Annotated in this window: 16 protein-coding genes; 5 read left to right on the top strand and 11 right to left on the bottom strand. The window is 57.3% G+C overall.

Annotated features, from left to right (window positions below; translation table 11 throughout):
- Positions 1-473 precede the first annotated feature (473 nt).
- Positions 474-1,637 carry a type III PLP-dependent enzyme gene (locus tag EC915_RS22600; RefSeq protein ID WP_133752731.1) on the top strand — a complete coding sequence of 388 codons (1,164 nt, stop codon included), beginning with the start codon at positions 474-476 and terminating at the stop codon, positions 1,635-1,637.
- Positions 1,638-1,698: 61 nt separating this feature from the next.
- On the opposite strand, the gene EC915_RS22595 is transcribed toward EC915_RS22600, so the two are convergent.
- The 5 genes from EC915_RS22595 to EC915_RS22575 all read right to left on the bottom strand — a co-directional run bounded on the left by EC915_RS22595 (position 1,699) and on the right by EC915_RS22575 (position 6,334).
- The gene (locus EC915_RS22595) at positions 1,699-2,472 is read right to left on the bottom strand and encodes a hypothetical protein (RefSeq protein WP_133752730.1); all 774 of its coding nucleotides are present in this window, start codon (positions 2,470-2,472) and stop codon (positions 1,699-1,701) included.
- Between the two features lie 62 nt (positions 2,473-2,534).
- Positions 2,535-3,533: an alpha-xenorhabdolysin family binary toxin subunit B gene (locus EC915_RS22590; protein ID WP_133752729.1), complete on the bottom strand. Its 999-nt coding sequence runs from the start codon at positions 3,531-3,533 to the stop codon at positions 2,535-2,537.
- A gap of 1 nt (position 3,534) precedes the next feature.
- Positions 3,535-4,677, bottom strand: coding sequence for an alpha-xenorhabdolysin family binary toxin subunit A (locus tag EC915_RS22585; RefSeq protein WP_166651063.1), 1,143 nt, complete (start codon positions 4,675-4,677; stop codon positions 3,535-3,537).
- Positions 4,678-4,846: 169 nt separating this feature from the next.
- Entirely contained in the window at positions 4,847-5,650 is an 804-nt protein-coding gene (locus EC915_RS22580; RefSeq protein ID WP_133752728.1) for a tetratricopeptide repeat protein, read from the bottom strand.
- 3 nt (positions 5,651-5,653) lie between these two features.
- Positions 5,654-6,334 carry a Fe2+-dependent dioxygenase gene (locus EC915_RS22575; RefSeq protein ID WP_133752727.1) on the bottom strand — a complete coding sequence of 227 codons (681 nt, stop codon included), beginning with the start codon at positions 6,332-6,334 and terminating at the stop codon, positions 5,654-5,656.
- 196 nt (positions 6,335-6,530) lie between these two features.
- Here EC915_RS22575 and EC915_RS22570 point away from each other — a divergent pair, with 196 nt between their 5' ends.
- The 4 genes from EC915_RS22570 to EC915_RS22555 all read left to right on the top strand — a co-directional run bounded on the left by EC915_RS22570 (position 6,531) and on the right by EC915_RS22555 (position 13,631).
- The gene (locus tag EC915_RS22570; RefSeq protein WP_133752726.1) at positions 6,531-8,807 is read left to right on the top strand and encodes a TonB-dependent siderophore receptor; all 2,277 of its coding nucleotides are present in this window, start codon (positions 6,531-6,533) and stop codon (positions 8,805-8,807) included.
- A gap of 271 nt (positions 8,808-9,078) precedes the next feature.
- A complete protein-coding gene (locus EC915_RS22565) occupies positions 9,079-11,640 on the top strand; it encodes a sulfite reductase flavoprotein subunit alpha (RefSeq protein WP_133752767.1) in 2,562 nt (853 codons plus the stop codon).
- 310 nt (positions 11,641-11,950) lie between these two features.
- Positions 11,951-13,120 carry an ADP-ribosyltransferase gene (locus EC915_RS22560; RefSeq protein WP_133752725.1) on the top strand — a complete coding sequence of 390 codons (1,170 nt, stop codon included), beginning with the start codon at positions 11,951-11,953 and terminating at the stop codon, positions 13,118-13,120.
- A 142-nt stretch (positions 13,121-13,262) separates the two neighbouring features.
- Positions 13,263-13,631 (top strand): DUF6508 domain-containing protein, encoded by a 369-nt coding sequence (locus EC915_RS22555; RefSeq protein WP_133752724.1) that lies wholly within the window; start codon positions 13,263-13,265, stop codon positions 13,629-13,631.
- Positions 13,632-13,703: 72 nt separating this feature from the next.
- Here EC915_RS22555 and EC915_RS22550 read toward each other — a convergent pair whose 3' ends face one another.
- The 6 genes from EC915_RS22550 to EC915_RS22525 all read right to left on the bottom strand — a co-directional run bounded on the left by EC915_RS22550 (position 13,704) and on the right by EC915_RS22525 (position 20,760).
- Positions 13,704-14,678, bottom strand: a complete 975-nt coding sequence (locus tag EC915_RS22550) for a peptide ABC transporter ATP-binding protein (RefSeq protein ID WP_133752723.1) — start codon at positions 14,676-14,678, stop codon at positions 13,704-13,706.
- Complete coding sequence (locus tag EC915_RS22545) at positions 14,678-15,646, bottom strand: ABC transporter ATP-binding protein (RefSeq protein ID WP_133752722.1); 969 nt, start codon at positions 15,644-15,646, stop codon at positions 14,678-14,680. Before EC915_RS22545 ends, EC915_RS22550 begins: the two co-directional genes overlap by 1 nt.
- A gap of 10 nt (positions 15,647-15,656) precedes the next feature.
- Positions 15,657-16,568 carry an ABC transporter permease subunit gene (locus tag EC915_RS22540; RefSeq protein ID WP_133752721.1) on the bottom strand — a complete coding sequence of 304 codons (912 nt, stop codon included), beginning with the start codon at positions 16,566-16,568 and terminating at the stop codon, positions 15,657-15,659.
- A 10-nt stretch (positions 16,569-16,578) separates the two neighbouring features.
- Positions 16,579-17,589 carry an ABC transporter permease subunit gene (locus EC915_RS22535; protein ID WP_133752720.1) on the bottom strand — a complete coding sequence of 337 codons (1,011 nt, stop codon included), beginning with the start codon at positions 17,587-17,589 and terminating at the stop codon, positions 16,579-16,581.
- A gap of 73 nt (positions 17,590-17,662) precedes the next feature.
- Positions 17,663-19,270 (bottom strand): ABC transporter substrate-binding protein, encoded by a 1,608-nt coding sequence (locus tag EC915_RS22530; RefSeq protein ID WP_256658810.1) that lies wholly within the window; start codon positions 19,268-19,270, stop codon positions 17,663-17,665.
- Between the two features lie 101 nt (positions 19,271-19,371).
- Positions 19,372-20,760 carry an OprD family porin gene (locus tag EC915_RS22525; protein ID WP_133752718.1) on the bottom strand — a complete coding sequence of 463 codons (1,389 nt, stop codon included), beginning with the start codon at positions 20,758-20,760 and terminating at the stop codon, positions 19,372-19,374.
- Positions 20,761-20,789 lie beyond the last annotated feature (29 nt).

Genomic DNA, 20,789 nt, shown 5'->3' with positions numbered 1-20,789 from the left:
CAGTAAGACCAGGCTGCATGGTTGTGTCAGGCACACCACATTTCTTCGAATCTACTGCCCTTCGGTCGGTCGTGACCTGGGGCAGATCGGTGGCTAGCCAAGCTCGCCACCTTCGGGCAGAAGCAGGGCAGCAGTCACTGTGCGGGAACATCGTCCTGTCACGTCTGTCGGTTACTACAGGGTGATTGAACGAGCGCGGATGCCCGTCTGGCAAAAACGGGTAGAAACGCGACAGTTTTTGTTGATCTCCAGCCCTTCTGGTCCTACAGTTCGCGCCGAACGTCCATGCTGGAAACGATCCATCCGGCTCAAGTACTGACGACGAGACAGCAAGGCCAACCGGGGGGGCACCACCGGATGGCCTTTTTGCTTTCGGCGAACAGCCTTGGGAAGCAGGCGAACCAACGTGGGGATACGGAGGACGTTCATTTGCACCCATTGATTTTTACCGTTTGCCAACAGGAGTCCCCCGCATGTCGATCCAGGTCGAAGACTATTTCGAGAAAAGCACCTTCGATAAAATGAAGGCGTTCGCCGACAAGCAAGAAACCCCGTTCGTGGTCATCGACACCGCGATGATCAGCAAGGCCTATGACGACCTGCGTGCCGGTTTTGAATTCGCTAAGGTGTATTACGCGGTCAAGGCCAACCCGGCTGTCGAGATTATCGATCTGCTTAAAGACAAGGGGTCGAACTTCGACATCGCCTCTATCTACGAGCTGGATAAAGTGATGAATCAGGGCGTTGGCCCGGATCGCATCAGTTACGGCAACACCATCAAGAAATCCAGGGACATTCGCTACTTCTACGACAAGGGCGTGCGTCTGTACGCGACCGATTCGGAAGCCGACCTGCGCAACATCGCCAAGGCCGCGCCGGGCTCCAAAGTCTATGTGCGTATCCTTACCGAAGGCTCAACCACGGCCGATTGGCCGCTGTCACGCAAATTCGGTTGCCAGACCGATATGGCCATGGATCTGCTGATCCTGGCTCGTGACCTGGGCCTGGTGCCTTACGGCATTTCCTTCCACGTTGGTTCGCAACAACGCGATATCAGCGTGTGGGATGCGGCGATCGCCAAAGTGAAGGTGATCTTCGAGCGGTTGAAAGAAGAAGACGGCATCGAGCTCAAACTGATCAACATGGGTGGCGGCTTCCCGGCCAACTACATCACCCGTACCAACAGCCTCGAAACCTACGCTGAAGAAATCATTCGCTTCCTCAAGGAAGACTTCGGCGATGATCTGCCGGAAATCATTTTGGAACCAGGCCGTTCGTTGATCGCCAACGCCGGTATTTTGGTTAGCGAAGTGGTATTGGTGGCGCGCAAGTCCCGTACCGCCGTCGAGCGTTGGGTGTACACCGATGTAGGCAAGTTCTCCGGCCTGATCGAAACCATGGACGAAGCCATCAAGTTTCCGATCTGGACCGAAAAAAAAGGCGAAATGGAAGAAGTCGTCATCGCTGGCCCGACCTGTGACAGCGCGGACATCATGTATGAGAACTACAAATACGGTCTGCCACTGAATCTGGCTATCGGTGACCGCCTGTACTGGCTGTCTACCGGGGCGTACACCACCAGCTACAGTGCGGTGGAATTCAACGGCTTCCCGCCACTGAAGTCGTTCTACGTTTAAGCTTCGGCTAAGCGAACTGAAAAAAACGGCATCCAATTGGATGCCGTTTTCGTTTCTGAGTCTACAAGCGGAAGCGCAGGATCCGGTCAAACGTCCGTTCGATGAGGCGCAGTGCTTCGTGCGCCGATGCGACGGCCAGCCGGCAAGACAGTCGGTAGCGCCTGGGCGACTGCATCGCGTCCAGGGCTGCCAATGGTTGCACGGTGTTGCTCAAAAGAAGTGACAGGCGTCCGCAATAGGCGGCCATGTTCCCGGCAGAGAGCAGTGCAGTGCTGTAGCAGCGGTAGTTCCACTGCACTGTACGAGTCGCCGATACCAGGTTTTCGTCCGGGGTAAGGCGTCTGTGCAACGTATTTGATGCCTCGCCTCGTGCTCTGCCAGCGAGAAGCCCATGACGTGCGGCGTATTGCACAATCCTTAGATTCATGAAGTCGATGAATCGGGGAATGACCGAAGCGCATTCGATGATGCGTAAGCACTCGGCCCGTTGACGGCTGAATTTCGCTTGGTGGTGTTTAAGCGTTACGATCACTCGCTTCAGGGCCTCGGCCGAAGGCACAGCATTTGTTTGCTCGATTGCCTCGGTGAGCGTGCTGCGTGCCTCCAGATGGAGCGAGCGCAACCGGGTAGCGCTGGAACCCCACATTTTGCTGCCGTCGAGGGCCTGGGCTACCACGCTATTCAGGGCAGTTTCCAGGTATTTGCCGTAGTCGGCAGCAGGCACCAGGCCGAGCTTGATCTTGAAGGCCTCGATACGCCTTGGAAGATCCCGCAGATAGCCCATGTGGAAATCCAGATATGCCGCGTCGTTGTAGTCGATGAAGTGATTGGTCATTAAGTGGCTTCCCTGCCGAAGGGGCCTTGCGAGCAAAGCCCCGGATTCGCTAAACAGATTGCTCAGGAAAGGCCGCCGACGTAATGGGCCAATGCACGCAGCGTCTGTATGATTTCCTCCAGTTTGGCGCCTTCCTTGACGTCGAGGCGCCCGGCATGAACGAGCACGTTATCCAGGGTGGCAAGCACGTTGGTTGCCTCTGCCACAGCTTGCCCACGGCATTCGTCGAACTGATAAACCCCTTTGATCAACTCGATGAACCTCTCGTTGGCTGCCGTCTGGTCTTCGAGAGCCCTTACATCGCGGGTGAACGTGCTCAGGCGATTGGTCATCGAATCGCGCTGCTCGATCAGGTTGAGCAATGTGAAGCCTTTTTCGGCTTCGCCGATCAGTTTGCGGATGACTTCGATGGCGGCCTCGACCTTGGCGGTTTGGGGGGCATCCATCCCGGACTTCAGCAGGTTCTCCGCAGTTAACAGTGTGTCGTTGGCGATGCTGGCGAAATCCGGGCTTTGGATCAGATTGATCGCACTGCTGACTTCGTCTCGACTGGCGCGCAATGCCGTGATTTGGGCCTGGGTCGCTTCGATCTGTTTGCGTTGAAATTGGTTGTCACTTTCGAACGTACCGAGGTAACCGTTCGTTGTCAGGCGGTCAAGAGCGTGCGCGACCGGTGCCAGCGCAGCGTTCAGTTGTTCTGCCTGATGCTTTATCGTGCTGCGGATCGCGGTCATTTCACTCTCAAGGTCTTCAGCAATCTCTTGCAGATCTGCATCGTTAGCGTTGATCTGTTCTTTCTGCAGTTGCTCGAACGACCTCAGCGAAACATCCAGAGAGATGGGCATGACCGTGGCGATCTCTCGTACGCGGGTTTCCAGCTCGACGAGCCTGCGAGCGGCAATGTTTTGGTTACCCACCAGGGAGGGCAGGTACTGAGTGGCGCTGAACAGCGCCTGCGTTGAAGCATTGGCAATTCCGGACAGACGGATGGCATGTCTCATGGCGGAGATATTGCCTGGTTTGAACAAGTTGCCGTCGGTGATATAGGTAATGTTATTCATGTTATTGATGTCCATATTCTGCTCTGTATTCGTCATCGGCTTGTTTGAACACCTCAAGCAACTTTCCCGAATCGCGCTGGATTGTTTTCCAAGGGGCAGCGACCAGATTGAATCCGTTCATCAGTCGACGCAGGGAAAGCGAATCATTGATTTTCTCGGCCTGTCGTACTGACTCCCCGACATAGGTATGCAGAGCGTTCCATACCGTCGTCAGGTTCTTGGTGGCGATGTCGGCATCCAGCACGATAAGTTCCATATCCTGCAAGTGTCTGCGTACACGCTGTAGCGAGCCTTGAATCGTGTTTTTAAGTTCCAGCTCACGAACACTTTTTTCCTGAGCTTGACGCAGCGCATTGAGTTCCTTGCGGACTTTTTCTGCCTCGACGCCAAAGTAAATGCCCAGACCAAGAAGTAAAATACCTGTGGCAACAGCAGTGCCGACCAGCTTCTTGTATTCGCTTTGCTTTTCTTCAATCCGGGTTGCGCGGTCATTTATATCCGTGTTCAGGCGTTGAATATCGGCCGGTAGATTGTTGTTTTTGATGCTTGCCAGCTTGATCTGCACGGTCGGCAAGACTTGGGTGGCCAGGTCTTGCGCAAAGCTGTCCAGCTCGTCCTTTAGACGGTTTGTAGCGTGACTGCGCTGCTCGACCAAATCCGCAATATCGCGGATGTTATCCAGAAAATCGGCGTGGTCGGCTTCGCTGACGGCACCCGGGGGCTGTCTGCGCAGGTCGTCGTAGATTTCTTTTATGCTGTCCTGATAGGTCAGCATCTGGCCGCCGAATACACTTAACTCACTGCTGATATTCAACAGCTGGGTGCGAATCGGGTCCCAGCGCAATGCATGGTTGCGAATGATAGTGAAGCTCTTTTGGAAGTCCGTGGCCTCAAGATTTGGCCCTGCTCCCGTTTCATAACCCAGATACGCGACGACATCCTTGATGGTGACTGGAAGCGCAAGGCCACTTACTTCATAACGTTTGAGATTGATCAACTGTTCTTTTGTAAGTATTAAACCAGGCTCCCGTAATACGTCCGGGGCCGTCCCCGCCGATGCGGAGAAAATCTGGAGGGGGATCTTTTCAGCTGCAAGGAAATTGTCAGTTAGATCGGGCGCATCTTGTATAGCTGCGTTTCTCATATTCATTAGTCCGTTAATGAATGGTAGATGCAGAGGAGATTCCTCTGTTGTGCTGTTTCTGAAGTGAAGAGTAGGCGAGTTTGTTTGGATAATCAAAAGCAACTAGGGCACGCGATGCGTAGGAGTTTTCATCGGCGTTTATGCGAATAAGTTGGCTGTGAAAGTTTGTCTATATTTCACTGGTTTCAGCGAGCAAGATGCTCAGAGCGTCATTATCGTCTCGGTCACCCACTTGGGCTGCTCGTCGATGGTAGTCCAGTGCCAGCGCACGGATGTCGGCGTGGCGGGAGGTCAGCAAGGTTTTGCGGCTGACGCGCAGAAAGCTGAGATTGCCGATGCTCAACGCAGTCCGTAACCAGGACACTGCATCGCCGATCCTGCCTGCATCTGCCAACACTGCGGCATGGCTGAACTGCCCACGGAAGTCCCCGCCTTCAGCCGAGCGCCGATACCAGTCATGGGCCGCCGGCAAATCCTGCTGGCAACACAGGCCTTCTTCCAGATAACGCCCGAGCAGGTTCATCGACTTGGCGTGACCCATTTGCGCGGCCTTTCGGTAGCAGGCCCGGGCCCGGGCTTGATCCTTGTTGACGCCGCGCCCGGTGGCCAGCAGGTTGCCATAATTGTAGAAACCCCAATCAAGCCCGCTCTCGGCGGCCAGGCGATAATACTCGGCGGCTTTGGCGGTGTCGGGCTCACAGCCCCAGCCATGTTCATGGCAACGTCCGGCCATGTTGTTGGCCATTGCGTGGCCGTTACGGGCGGCGATCTGAAACCAGACCAGGGCCAGCGCCGCGTCCTGTTCGATGCCCGTGCCGTCCAGCAGGATCTGCCCGAGCAGGGCCTGGGCGTCGAGCATGTTGGCCTGGGCGGCAATGAGGATGGCTTTCGCAGCATTGGCGGGATTGTCCTGCAGCATGGCACGCAGTTGATCGTCATCGAGCACTTCCTGACGCCGCAGATTCCAGCTCATAACCTACACCTCGACCCATTGGCGCAGCAGGTTATGGTAAGTGCCAGTGAGTTGAATCAGTGAAGGATGATCCGGCACGTCACGGCTCAGTTGCTGGATCGCGCTGTCCATTTCGAACAGCAGGGTGCGATGCCCGTCGTCGCGCACCAGGCTTTGGGTCCAGAAGAATGATGCGTAGCGGGCCCCCCGAGTCACGGCATTGACCTTGTGCAGGCTGGTGGCGGGGTAGAGCAGCATGTCGCCAGCGGGCAGTTTGATCTGACGGGTACCGAAAGTGTGCTGAATCACCAGTTCGCCGCCGTCGTAATCGTCGGGATCGCTGAAGAACAGGGTTGAAGACAGGTCGGTGCGCACGCGCTCGATGCTGCCCTTGGCCTGGCGCACTGAATTGTCGATGTGAAAGTCGAAACTGCCGCCCCCGGTGTAGCAGTTCACCAACGGCGCAAACACTTTGTGCGGCAAGGCGGCGGACATGAACAGCGGGTTCTGCCACAAGCGTTCGAGCATGGCCGCGCCGATTTCCTTGGCCAGTGGATGAGCTTCGGGCAGTTGCAGGTTGTGTTTGGCTTTCGCCGACTGATGCCCGGCGGTGATTTTGCCGTCCGCCCATTCGGCCTGCTCCAGGGCCTGGCGCACACGCAGCACTTCCTCACGGGTAAACAGACCGGGGATGTGTAGAAGCATGGCAGTGCCACTCTGGATCGAAAGAGGAAACGAATGGTAGTGATTCTTATTGTCTGTGTAAAACCCGCGAGCACACGTAGACGGATGACGGTGAAAAACCGTAAAGCGAAATTGTAAAAAATGTAATTTTTCTGCGAATAGCAATCAGTCTCAACTATACTCCGCGACCTCATCGATCCTTGGGAAGGAAACCACCATGTCGCGCCTCACTTTACATCCGTCAGTCAGTTCGCCTCGGCTTCTCGCTTCGGCAATTGGCATGGCCGTCACTGCAATGTCCGCATCGCAGATGGCCCACGCCGCCGAAGAGTCCGAAAAGTCCAACGCGGGCGCAATTTCGCTGGGCGCGACCAGCATCAACGGTGAAGCCCAGTCCACCGACTACAAAACCGAAAAAGGTTCTTCGCCCAAGTACACCGCACCGCTGATCGATACTGCTCGTTCGATCACCGTAGTGCCTCAGCAGGTATTGAAAGACACTGCCGCCGTCTCGCTGCAGGACGCACTGCGTACCGTACCCGGCATTACGTTCGGTGCAGGCGAGGGCGGTAACCCGCAAGGCGACCGTCCGTTCATTCGCGGTTTCGATGCTCAGGGCGACACTTACATCGACGGCGTGCGCGATACCGGTGCGCAGACGCGTGAGATCTTCGACATCGAATCGATCGAAGTCAGCAAGGGGCCGAACTCGGCCATGGGCGGTCGTGGCTCGGCCGGTGGCAGCTTGAATCTGGTCACCAAAATGCCGAAAGCCAACGATTTCACCGATGGCAGCTTCACCTATGGCACCGATCAGACCCGCCGCTACACCCTCGACGTGAACCGCAAGTTCCTCGACGACGCCGCATTCCGTCTGAACCTGATGAGCCACGAACAAAACGTCGCCGGTCGTGACGCGATCAACTATGACCGTTGGGGTGTCGCGCCGTCGCTGACCTTCGGGCTGGGCACCGAAAACCGTTTGAACCTCAGTTATTACCACATGCAGAGCGACGACCTGCCGGATTCGGGCATTCCGTACGGTTACGCCTCGCCGACCGCGACCGCCCACGTGCATGACAAGCCGGACGATGGCGGCAACAGCAACAACTTCTATGGCCTCAAGGACCGGGACTTCCGCAAGACCCGTACTGACATCGCCACCATCAGCTTCGAGCATGACTTCAACGAAGACATGACGCTGAAGAATACTTTCCGCCACGGCAACTCGGGCCAGGATTACATCCTCACTCAACCGGACGACAGCCAGCGCAACGTCAACCGCTACGGCACCGTCTGGCGCCGTGCCAACACTCGCGTCTCCAATACCGATACCACCACCAACCAGACCGATCTGTTCGGTTCGTTCCAGACGCTGGGATTGAAGAACAACTATTCGACCGGTATCGAATTGACCCGCGAGAAGAGTCGCGTCAGCGGCTACACCTACAGCACCAGCGGCCTGCAGAACTGTTCGCCGACCGGTATCGGCAACAGCGTTTCGGGCAACTGCACCTCGCTGGCCAATCCGAACCCGGACGATTTTTACGGTGGCACTACGGCGCGCAACTACACGACAACAGAGACAGCCGCCAACACGCGCTCGATCTATGCATTCGACACCCTGGAATTGACGCCGCAGTGGCTGATCAACGGCGGCGTGCGTTACGACAGCTTCGACGTCACGGCCAATTCGCCAACCGTGCACGCCAGTAGCGACAACAATTTCTGGAACTGGCAGGCGGGCATCACCTACAAACCGGCTGATAACGGCAGCATCTATGCCTCGTTCGCCACCTCAGCCACCCCACCGGGCGGTCTGGTAGGAGAAGGTTCGGACGGCAACCCGCTGACTGCCGGCACGGCGACCAGCGAGCTGGAGCCGGAAACCACCAAGAACTACGAAATCGGCACCAAGTGGGATCTGCTCAACGAGCGCCTTTCGCTGACCGCTGCGGTATTTCGCACCGAGAAAGAAAACACTCGCGTACTGGTCAGCAGCGGTACCTATCAGAACGCCGGTAAGTCCCGCGTCGACGGGGTCGAACTGTCTGCCAGTGGCAAGATCACCGACAAATGGCAGGTATTCGCTGGTTACAGCTACCTCGATAGCGAGTTGGTCAAATCGGGTCTGGTTGGACGTAACGGCGCGGTCAGCGCAGGGGCTGCCTCACAGGACGGCAACGAGATGCCGAACACGCCTAAACACAGCGCCAGCCTGTGGACCACCTATCAAGTCTTGCCGAAGCTGACCATCGGCGGCGGCGCGTTCTATGTCGATGACGTCTGGGGCGACACCGGCAACGCCGTGTATGTACCGTCCTACACCCGTTACGACGCGATGGCGGCGTACAAGCTGACCAAGAACATCGACCTGCAATTGAACGTGCAGAATCTGACCGACAAGACCTATTACGACAAAGCGTATGCCGCGCACTTCGCGACCCAGGCAGCCGGTCGTACGGCCCTGCTGACCACCAGCTTCCACTTCTAACAAAGGCGGAACCGGCAAGCCCTACTCGCCATTGGTGAGTGGGGCTTTTTGTGTATGAAGCAAGCAGGGCTCTTTGTACGAGCGCAGCGTGTCGACAGTGGTGTCCGCAACATCCCTGCCGCCGGCAAGCCCGACGGCTATTAGCGTTGGCGTGTGGCTGATGACGAAGCGTTTTTGTCTGCGAACGAAGAAGAATCAGTCACGGATGAGAATACCTTCCGTTTGTGCGCATAATGCGCGTCGCAGCGGGTTAACGAGGTGATCGAGGGTGTTGAAGAAGGTCCTGTTTCAAGTGCATTGGTTCTTCGGAATCACGGCGGGTCTGGTGTTGGCCGTGATGGGTATCACCGGCGCGTTGTATTCGTTCGAAGACGAAATCACGGACGTACTCAATCCCGAGACGTTATTGGTGCAACCCCGTCAGCACCCATTGCCCCTGGCCGAAATGGTGAACAAACTCCAGGCAAGGTCCAACGACACGGTCTCGATGCTCCGCATTGAAGTCCAAGGCAATCGGGTCGCTCAGGTCTGGTTCAAGCCCCCACCGGGCGAGCGTCGGGGGCAGATGCATAACTTCGATCCGTACACCGGCGAATTCACTAAGGATGCGGTCGGTCAGGATTTTTTCGGCTTTATGCTCAATTTGCACCGGTATCTGGCGGCAGGCGAGTTCGGCAAGCAGATGACTGCGGCCTGCACGCTGATGCTGGTGTTCTTCTGCCTGTCCGGCCTGTACTTGCGCTGGCCCCGTCAAGCACTGAACTGGCGCGCCTGGCTGACTCTGGACTGGGCGAAGAAAGGACGCAGTTTCAATTGGGATCTGCATTCGGTGTTCGGCACCTGGTGCCTGATCATCTATCTGTTGCTGGCGGTCACCGGCCTGATGTGGTCCTACGACTGGTTCAGCAATGGCATGAACAAGCTGATCGGCGACCCGCCAGTGGCTGGCGAACAACGCCGCCGTGGTGGCGGCCCTGTTACGGGAGCGGGTCCCAAGCTCATGGCGCCTGTCGAAGCGCCTGCCGCCGATTACGTGGACATCTGGGACACGATCCAGAAGGCCGCCGGTCCCGACCTCAAAGCCTACAACTTGCGTATGCCACAGGCGCCGGGGCAGATGGCGACGGTTTATTACCTGCTTAAGAACGCGCCACACCCCCGCGCGCTGAACCAGCTCACCCTGGACCCGGCTAACGGTCAGCTCAAGGCCAACTCGCTGTACGCCGACAAGGGCTATGGCGCGCAACTGCTGGTCAGCAACTACGCACTGCATACCGGCAGTTATTGGGGGTTGCCCGGGCGCATTGTGATCACCGTCGCGGCGCTGCTGATGCCGCTGTTCTTCATTACCGGCTGGCTGCTGTATCTGGATCGTCGGCGCAAGAAACGCCAAGTTCGTGCTGCACGTTGGGAAGTCACGTCGGCCGCGGGTGCTCATGGTAATCCGGGACCTGCCTGGTTGATCGGTTTCGCCAGCCAGAGCGGTTTCGCTGAGCAACTGGCCTGGCAGACTGCCGGACAGCTGCAATCGGCGGGTTTGCCCGTGCGTGTGCAGCGTCTGGCGGACATGACCGAACAGGACCTGCATCAGAGCCGCCATGCATTGTTCGTCGTCAGCACGTTCGGTGAGGGTGAAGCCCCGGACAGCGCCCGCGGTTTCGAACGCACGCTGCTGGGCCGTCCATTGTCACTGGAAAACCTGAGTTACGCGGTGTTGGGGTTGGGCGATCGTCAGTATCAGCACTTTTGCGGTTTCGCCCAGCGACTGCATGGCTGGCTGGCTGAACGCGGCGGCAGCACGCTGTTTGCGCCGGTTGAAGTGGACAGTGGTGACAGGACGGCGTTGCAACACTGGCAGCAGCAGCTCGGAGAGCTGACGGGGTCGACATCCGCGAACTCCTGGAAAGCCCCTGATTATGAGAACTGGACATTGACCCAGCGTCAGTGGCTAAACAAAGGAAGCGTCGGGTCGAAAGTGTTTTTGCTGAGCTTGAGCCCAGCCTGCTATGTGCCTTGGGAAGCTGGAGATCTGGTCGAGGTATTGCCGCGCAATGCTGGGCAGGCGGTCGAAGCGTTCCTCGCCGGGCTGGGTATTGCGGCGGATACGCAGGTGGTGGTCGATGGCCTGAACGAAAGCCTCGGTCAGGCGCTGGGCAGTCGTCAGCTGCCTGCCAATCGCAGCCACCTTGTCGGCCTGCATGCGCACGCGTTGGTGGATGCGCTGGTGCCCCTGGCGATGCGTGAATATTCGATTGCGTCCATACCAGAGGACGGTTCGTTGCAGTTGATCGTGCGTCAGGAGTTGCACGCCGATGGCAGTCTCGGCCTGGGTTCGGGCTGGCTGACCGAGCATGCTGTGGTGGGCGACGCGATCAGCCTGAGGGTTCGACGTAACAGCGGTTTTCATTTGCCGAGTGAGCCGCTGCCGATGATTCTGATGGGTAATGGAACGGGGCTCGCGGGGCTACGCAGCTTGCTCAAAGCGCGGATCGCTCAGGGCGAACGGCGTAACTGGCTGCTGTTTGGCGAGCGCAACGTGGCGCATGATTTCCATTGTGCCGAGGAGCTGCGTGGCTGGTTGGCGTCGGGTGATCTGGCGCGTATGGATCTGGCCTTTTCACGGGATCAGGCACAGAAGGTTTACGTGCAGGATCGGCTGCGTGAGGCGGCTGATGAGCTGCGTCGCTGGCTTGCGGACGGGGCGGCGATTTATATCTGCGGCAGTCTGGAGGGTATGGCGACTGGGGTCGATGAGACGCTTAGGGTGCTGCTGGGTGAGGAGGGGGTTCAGGCGCTGATCGAGCAGGGGCGGTATCGACGGGATGTTTATTGATGCATCGGATAGCGCAATGTCAGGCGGCTTGTTTGTAGCTGCCACACCGCGTTCGCTGCCGTCGTAACCTCCGACGTCTGCTACAAAGATCGTGTCGGGCGCTGCAAAGTGCGCGTTCGCCCCCGAACCTGTGGGAGCTGCTGGCGCTGTGCGACAGCGAATGTGCAGTGTCAGACGGCCTGTTTTTTGACGAGTCTAACGAAAATTTTTTGATAGCGAATATATCTAACCTACTGTCAAAACTGACAGTAGACGATGATTATAAAGTCCCTTAGTTTCGTTCGACGTGTTCACTGGTCGAGGGTTAAATATGGACGTTCTTGAAAGTCTGGATATTGATCATGTCGAAGATGACCTGCGTCAGTTATTACTCAGTCGCGGACGGATGAGCGAACTGGCCGGCGTCGATTATTTACTCATATCGAGCCGCGCAAGAGACTACGATCCTCAGCAGGGCGGCCTGGTAGGGGAACTGGCAGAAGCGGGTATTTCTGTTGAGGAACTTGAACAGGACTGTGCACTGGACCTGCGCCCTCTGCTTCCTTGCTGGATTTCCAAGGTTGTCCAGGGACAGCAAGGGCCGGGTTTTAAACGGCTGGTTGTATTTGAACCCGTTAATTCTACCCAGAACGCTCCGTATGAAGTCTGGACGGTATTTCAAGCACTGCGCCTGTTTGCTGGAGAGAAAGCAGGAGCTGACGCCGACATCCAGATCGCTCTGCCGGTGCTGAGCAGTGCGTCTGGTGAAGCCGACTTTTCCGTCATGCTGCGGATGATTTTCTTTGCAGCAGCCAGTTTTGCGTCGAAAGGAAAGTGGGGACGAATCAATATCATGACTTCCAACGACTCGAGTGCATTGGCACAAGCCGAGTTTCAAAAGCATAAGGCTAGCTACTTGTCTCCCCCCCGTGAACCTGAACGTATGAAGGAAGTCGTGGCCTCCATAGCCCGCCAATTTCCGGCCGTAAAAGCTGATAGGCCTGATCCTTCAGAGCTGGGTCTGACCCCTCGCCAGTTCCAGGCCATCAGCAATTACACGCTGGCCTCGTATACCTATTTCAACAGGGCGTTGCGTGCGAATGATGTAAGCGACCCGGAATATATTTATTTTCAGGCGTCACTGGAGGCCTTGAGTTCTGGTCTGGCGAAACTTGAAAACTGTTCTTCCGAGATCCAGCTCAACCGGTTTATAAACAGTTTTGACGGCGTTGAAGATATCTACAAGGTTTCCAACGTTGTTCGCGAGGCAGCCTTTACGAGTACCACTCGCAGAGATAACCTGCCTTGGGGCGGAGAGTACAAGTTGGAGTTGATCGGGCATATTGGTAAGGATATTCAGTCCATATCGGAAAATTTCAACGAGCAGGAGGTACTGTTTGATAGCGCCATGCGTCATTTGATCAGCCGTATAGAGACTGCGGAATACAATGAACGGCTCATCCATATAGTTACGACCCGCGAGTGTGCTATCTCAAAATAAACTTTCCCGGCGGGCGCCTATATCCAGCTGATTTTCATAGAGAAAGTGCTGGTAATCAAAAAAACTTCATTTTGAGACTGCACACGAGGTATTACCTAATACAACCAATATTAATTTTTCACATCTCTGAGGGATTGATGCCATGACGACTTTATCTGCACCCTCCCGAAACGCTGTGGACCACATCCTTGAAAAAGCGCCGGATTTTACACGGTTCCGGACATTATCCGCAGATAAAAGGCAGCAGCTGCTCAGCGACTTTATTGCTGTGATTTATGCTACGGACTTTGTGGCTTCGTTTGACTGGATGACCGAGTTTCCCACGGACGATCCCAGATGGGATGACATTAATTTATTGAAAAAAGCCGACGCCGCACAGGTCAGGGAGTTGCTGATCGCACACTTGAGGCTTGACCGTTTCAGTCACGGGCATCTGGAGCGGGTTATGACTTCGGGTTTTCTTGGGGCTGCTTTGAGTCGGCTGCGCGCCTTGTTCGCTGCTACGCCTTAAAAAACAAAGCCCTCTGCTTCCGAGAGGCAGAGGGCTTTGAATGTTGTTACCGCAGCGTTGCGATGGACTCAATCAAACCACAAACTGCTCCGCATAATGACAAGCCACCTGCCGGTTATCCACTGTGCGCAGCTCTGGAACCTCTACAACACACCGCTCGGTGGCATACGGGCAACGCTTGTGGAAAGCACACCCCGACGGCGGATTCAGCGGGTTGGGCAGTTCCCCGACAATCTTGATCTTCGGCTTCGACGGATCCGGATGAATCGTCGGCGTCGCTGACAGCAAGGCCTGGGTGTAAGGGTGCAACGGCCGGTTGTAGATTTCCTCCTTGGGCCCCATCTCTGCCGGGCGCCCCAGATACATCACCAGCACCGTATCGGCCACATGACGCACTACCGCCAGGTTGTGCGAAATGAACACATAACCGGTGTTGAATTCCTGCTGCAGATCCATGAACAGGTTCAGCACCTGGGCCTGAATCGACACGTCCAGCGCCGACGTGGGTTCGTCCGCCACCAGCACTTTAGGTTGCAGCATCATCGCGCGAGCCAGGGCGATACGCTGACGTTGACCACCCGAAAACATATGCGGATAACGCTGATAATGCTCAGGACGCAAGCCCACCTGCTTCATCATCGCCTGCACTTTCTCGCGACGCTCGGCCGCAGACAGCTTGGTGTTGATCAGCAGCGGCTCGCCCAGTTGATCACCAACTTTCTGGCGTGGGTTGAGCGAGGCGTACGGGCTTTGAAACACCATCTGCACGTCTTTACGCAGCTGCTTGCGTTGAGCCTTGGTTGCGCCATTGACTTCCTGCCCGGCGATTTTCAGTGAGCCGGACGAAGGCTCTTCAATCAGCGTCAGGGCACGGGCGAGGGTGGACTTGCCGCAGCCGGATTCCCCGACCACTGCCAGGGTCTTGCCCGCTTCGAGCTCGAACGAAACGCCGTTGAGGGCGCGCACCGTGGCGTGGGGCTTGAACAGACCCTGGGATACATCGTAGTGACGGGTCAGGTCACGGGCGGTCAATACGATTTCGCTCATTACGCCACCTCCTGATTCAGCGGAAAGAAACAACGCGCCAGACTGTGGGCTTTCGGGTCAAGCGCCGGGCGTTGCTGGCGGCATTTTTCCTGGACGTAGGGGCAGCGCGGCGATAGCAGGCATCCGCTGGGGCGATCGTAGCGACCGGGCACGATGCCCGGCAGCGTCGACAGTCGCGCGGCGCCCATGCTGTGCTCCGGGATCGCGGCCAGCAGAGCTTCGCTGTACGGGTGCGCAGGCACATCGAATAGCCTGGGGACCTGACCGACTTCCACCGCTTGACCGGCGTACATCACGCAAACCCGCTGTGCGGTTTCAGCCACCACGGCCAGGTCGTGAGTAATGAGCACCAATGCCATGTCCTGCTCTTTCTGCAGAGCCAGCAGCAGGTCCATGATCTGCGCCTGAATGGTCACGTCGAGGGCGGTGGTCGGTTCGTCGGCGATCAGCAGCTTCGGCTCGCCGGCAATTGCCATGGCAATCGCAACGCGCTGGCTCATGCCGCCGGACAGTTGATGCGGATAGGCGTCCAGGCGCTGTTCGGCGCCGGGAATCTCGACTTTCTTGAGCAGTTCCAGGGCACGCTGGCGCGCCGCGCGCCCCGACATGCCCAGGTGCGCGCGCAGCACTTCCTGGATCTGGAAGCCTACGGTGTAGCTGGGGTTAAGCGCGGTCATCGGGTCCTGGAAAACCATCGACAGGTCCTTGCCAACGATCTGCCGACGCTGGCGGCCGCTGAGCTTGAGCATGTCCTTGCCGTCAAAGTTCAGGGCGTCGGCGGTGACGATGCCGGGGGGATCGATCAGGCCCATCAGCGCCATCATGGTCACGGATTTACCCGAGCCCGATTCGCCGACGATCGCCAGGACTTCGCCTTTGTCCACGGCCAGGTCCAGGCCGTCGACGACCGGGGTAGCAGTGGCGTCGCCAAAGCGAACGTTGAGGTTCTTGATTTCTAGAAGTGGCATGCGGACGTCCTCAGGCGGCGTTCTTGAGTTTCGGGTCCAGCGCATCGCGCAGACCGTCGCCCATCAGGTTGATTGCCAGCACGCTGAGCAAGATGGTCAGACCGGGGAGGCTTACCACCCACCAGGCGCGTTCGATGTAATCGCGGGCTGAAGCGAGCATGGTGCCCCACTCAGGCGTCGGCGGTTGTACACCCAGACCTAGAAAGCCCAGCGCCGCAGCGTCGAGGATGGCCGAGGAGAAGCTCAAGGTGGCCTGAACGATCAGCGGCGCCATGCAGTTGGGCAGCACGGTGATGAACATCAGGCGCGGCAAGGTGGCACCGGCCAGGCGAGCAGCGGTGACGTAGTCGCGGTTCAGCTCTCCCATCACGGCGGCGCGGGTCAGGCGCACGTAGGACGGCAGCGAAACGATGGCGATGGCGATCACGGTGTTGATCAGGCCAGGGCCGAGGATCGCGACGATGGCAACTGCCAGCAGCAGCGAAGGCAGGGCCAGCATGATGTCCATCAGGCGCATGATGGTCGGCCCGAGGATTTTCGGGAAGAAACCGGCCAGTAGACCCATGAGGATCCCCGGAATCAGCGACATGACCACCGACGACAAACCGATCAGCAACGACAGGCGCGAACCCTGAATCAGGCGCGACAGCAGGTCGCGTCCCAGCTCGTCGGTGCCCAGCAGGAACTGCCATTGGCCGCCCTCGAGCCAGACCGGCGGGGTCAGCAGGAAGTCGCGGTATTGCTCGCTCGGATCATGGGGCGCGACCCAGGGGGCGAAGAGGGCGCAGAAAACGATCAGCAGCATGAACGCCAGGCCTGCGACGGCGCCTTTGTTCTTGGAAAAGTGCTGCCAGAACTCTTTGTAGACGGACGGGTAGAGCAGGCTTTGATCGACTGCTACTACGGGAGTGGATGTGCTCATAAAAGTGATCTCAGCGCTGGTGACGAATGCGTGGATTGGCAAAACCGTAGAGGATGTCCACTACGAAGTTGACCAGAATCACCAGGCAGGCGATTAACAGGATGCCGTTTTGCACGACAGGGTAGTCGCGGGCGCCAATGGCTTCGATCAGCCATTTGCCGATACCCGGCCAGGAGAAGATCGTTTCGGTCAGGACGGCACCGGCGAGCAATGTGCCCACCTGCAAACCGAACACGGTCAGTACTGGAATCAGCGCGTTACGCAAGCCATGGACGAACACCACGCGAGCAGGCGACAGGCCTTTGGCCCGTGCAGTGCGCACGTAATCTTCACGCAGCACTTCGAGCATTGAGGAGCGGGTCATCCGCGCGATCACCGCCAGCGGAATAGTGCCCAGCACGATGGCCGGCAGAATCAGGTGACGCAGTGCGTCGATAAACGAGCCTTCTTCATCGCTGAGCAGGGTGTCGATCAGCATGAATCCGGTTTTTGGAGGAATGTCATACAAAAGGTCGATACGACCCGATACCGGAGTCCAGCCCAGCGATACCGAGAAGAACATGATCAGGATCAGGCCCCACCAGAAGATCGGCATCGAGTATCCCGCAAGCGAGATACCCATGACTCCATGATCGAACAGGGACCCTCGTTTGAGGGCCGCAATAACCCCGGCCAGAAGCCCGAGAATGCCAGCGAATATCAGCGCCGCAATCGACAGTTCCAGGGTGGCCGGGAACAGCGAGGTGAATTCGGTCCACACGCTCGTGCGCGTCCGCAGCGATTCGCCCAGGTCGCCATGGGCGAGCTTGCCGACGTAATCGATGTATTGCGCATAAAGGGGCTTGTTCAGGCCAAGACGTTCCATGGCTTGGGCGTGCATTTCCGGATCGACCCGGCGTTCACCCATCATGACTTCGACCGGGTCGCCCGGAATCAGGCGAATCAATGCGAAGGTCAGCAAGGTGATGCCGAAGAAGGTGGGTATCAGTAACCCCACTCGGCGGGCGATAAAACTAAACATCTTTTCGTGTACCTCATCAGCCGGTCAGGCGTGTTCCGGCGGGTCTCAAGTAAGAGCCCGCCAGATTCTTCTTCTACTTCACTTGGGTGGTAGCGAAGTTATTAGTGGTGAGAGGGCTAATGTAATAACCCTCCACGTTTTTGCGCATTGCAGTGAACATCTTGTTGTGCGCCATGCTTATCCATGGCAGATCCTGATTGAAGATAACCTGCGCCTGCTCATAGAGTGAGGCCCGTTCGGCCGGGTCGGTTTTTTCCCGGGCCTGATCGATCAGCGTCTGGAACTTCGGGTTGCACCAGCGCGCGTAGTTTTCACCATTTTTGGCGGCTTCGCAGCTGAGGTTCGGCGTCAGAAAGTTATCAGGGTCGCCATTGTCGCCTGACCAGCCGGCCGACACCATGTCGTGCTCGCCGTTTCTGGCCCGTTTGAGCATTTCGCCCCATTCCATGACGCGAATATCTAAGTTAATGCCGACTTTCGCTAGATCGGCCTGCATCATTTGTGCACCCAGCATCGGATTCGGGTTGGTTGGCCCGCCGCCGTTGCGGGTGAACAAGGTAAACACGGTGTTCTCTGGTACGCCCGCTTCCTTAAGCAAGGCACGTGCCTTGTCCAGGTCGTGCGCAGGGTTCTTCAGGGCCTTGTTATAGCCCAGCAGCGTATCAGGGTAAGGGTTAACCCCGACGGTAGCATTGCCTTTGCCGAACAGGGCGTTGACGTAGGCCTCTTTGTCGAAGGCGATTTCAATGGCCTTACGCACGCGTACGTCACTCATGTACTTGTGTGTTGTGTTCATGGCGATGTAGGCGGTCGTCATCGCGTTCAGCTCATCGACCTTCAGGTTTGGGTCTTTCTTGGTGTTCGGGATGTCATCGGGCTTGGGGTACAACGCGACCTGACATTCGTTGGCCTTGAGCTTCTGCATGCGTACGTTGTTATCGGTGGCGATGGCCAAAATGAGCGTGTCAGCCGGCGGCTTGCCACGGAAGTAGTCCGGGTTGGCCTTGAAGCGCACCTGGGCGTCCTTGGCGTAGCGCTGGAAGATGAATGGGCCGGTACCGATAGGCTGACTGTTCAGGTTGTCAGTCTTGTTGGCCTTGAGCAATTGATCGGCATACTCGGCCGGGTAGATCGATGCAAAGGCCATGGCCATGTCGACGAGGAACGGTGCTTCGCGGCGGGTGAGGGTGAATTTGACAGTGTTGTCGTCAACCTTCTCGACGTTCTTGAGCAGTTCCTTAAAGCCCATGCTCTCGAAGTATGGATAGCCCACGGCCGATTGTTTATGCCAAGGATGATTCGGGTCCAACTGGCGCTGGAAACTCCAGACCACGTCGTCGGCATTCATGTCGCGGGTTGGTTTGAAGTACTCGGTGGTGTGGAACTTGACGCCTTTGCGCAGATGGAACGTGTAATTGAGCCCGTCTTCACTGATCTCCCACGACTCGGCCAGCGCGGGCTGGATCTCGGTGGTGCCGGGCTTGAAATCCACTAGACGGTTAAAGACGGTTTCCGCTGCCGCGTCGGCAGTGACGGCGGTGGTGTAAAGCACCGGATCGAACCCCTCCGGGCTGGCTTCGGTGCAGACTACCAGTGGCTTGGCCGAGACGCCGACCGCGACGCTGAACAGTGCCAGTGCGACTGCGTTTCGCAATGTTGCGAGTTTGAATGTCGATTTCAAGAAAACGCCCTCCGCAAGTGATGAAGCCATTACTGAGTGGGCGTTTCAAGGCATTAAGTTCTGTCTGGGAACGGCCTCGAAACAGCCCACGGTTGTGGTGATTACAGGATGTTGAACGGAATGGTGGTCACCAGACGGAATTCGTTTATGTTGCCGTCAATTTGCGCGTCAGAGTTTGCGCGGTGGGTTGTGTAGGTCGCGCGCATAGTCGAAGCCTTCAAGGGGCCGGACTGCAGGGTGTATGACGTACCGATGCCGTATTCATAGTGGGCAACAGTGCCGTCCAGACCGGTTTCGTTGTAGGCAGTGCCTTTGTAACCCGAACCGTCGATACCAAAACCGCGAGCCTGATAGATGTTGAATTTCAGCCCCGGCACGCCGTAGTCCGCCATGTTCAACAGGTAGCCCAACTGCACCGACTTCTCGTTCGGGCCGTTGAAGTCCGAGAGCAGGGAGTTGGCCAGGAAGATGGCGTTGGTGTCGTGGAGGTAGTCGAAGTAAGTATCGCCGAAGACTTGCTGGTACGCGATGCTGAAGCTGTGCGCCTTGTGGGTAGCGGTCAACGACAGGCTGTAGGTGTCGTTGTCGATCGGGCCCATCTTCTTCTGCCCGGAATCTTTGGTTTTGTAGTAGTTCAGGTTGGTGCTCAGGCCCAGTACATCGGTGTCGCCCAGCTCATGCAGGAACGAGAAGTAGTACTGGTGCCAGAAGTCCTGAACGTTGGAGACGTAAAAGCTGGTGGTCAGACTCTTGAGCGGCTTGTAGTCCACACCGGCCATGTCCACGCGATCGGCTTCGACATTCGCGTTTGCAGTGTACTCGGAGCGGAATTTGGTCAGGCTCTGTTCGGAGCGCGGTGAAACGCGATCAAAGCTGCCGGCCTGGAATGACAGGTTGTTGAATTCCTCGCTCAGGATGCTCACGCCTTCGAAGCTCGATGGCAGCGCGCGGTTGCCGATATAGGCGATTACCGGCGTGTTCACAGACTGGCGGCCCGCAGTCAGGGTTGTGTTGGAGATACGAGCCTTGACGTTGCCCAGGCCCAGCTTGCTCCACTGACCGACCGCATCACCGTTGTTCCTGGTCAGGGTACGGTTGGCGCCGCCCATCAGGTCGTCTTTGTCGCGATCCAGCGCGACGGCGTTGTAGACCGCCATTTGGGTCGCAAAACCGATAGGACCCTGGGTAAAGCCCGAGCTGTAGTCAACGATGGTGCCCTGCACCCAGTTGATCCGGCGTGGATCACGGTCGACCACGGCGCCGTTCTCGCTACGGCTGAATGTGCCGCCTCGACGCAGCAACTCATTGGCGTACCAGTTCTTGGTCGAACCGGTCACTTTCGAGTCTTCCAGAAAGCCTTTGGCTTCGCTCTGGGCGTTACTTGTTGCCAGGGAGGTCGGTACGAACTCCTGGCTGGTTGGCTCTGCCTGAACCGCGACGCTCAAAGCGAGTGCGGACAGGGCGAATACAGCAGTGCTGGCTTTTTTCACGTTCTTAAGCTCCCGTTTACATCTTTTAT

Origin of the sequence: Pseudomonas sp. LP_7_YM, from assembly GCF_004364435.1 — a bacterium.
In the GTDB taxonomy this organism is placed as follows: domain Bacteria; phylum Pseudomonadota; class Gammaproteobacteria; order Pseudomonadales; family Pseudomonadaceae; genus Aquipseudomonas.
The sequence above is the reverse complement of the archived record's forward strand: the minus strand, read 5'-3'. Positions and strand labels throughout refer to the sequence as shown.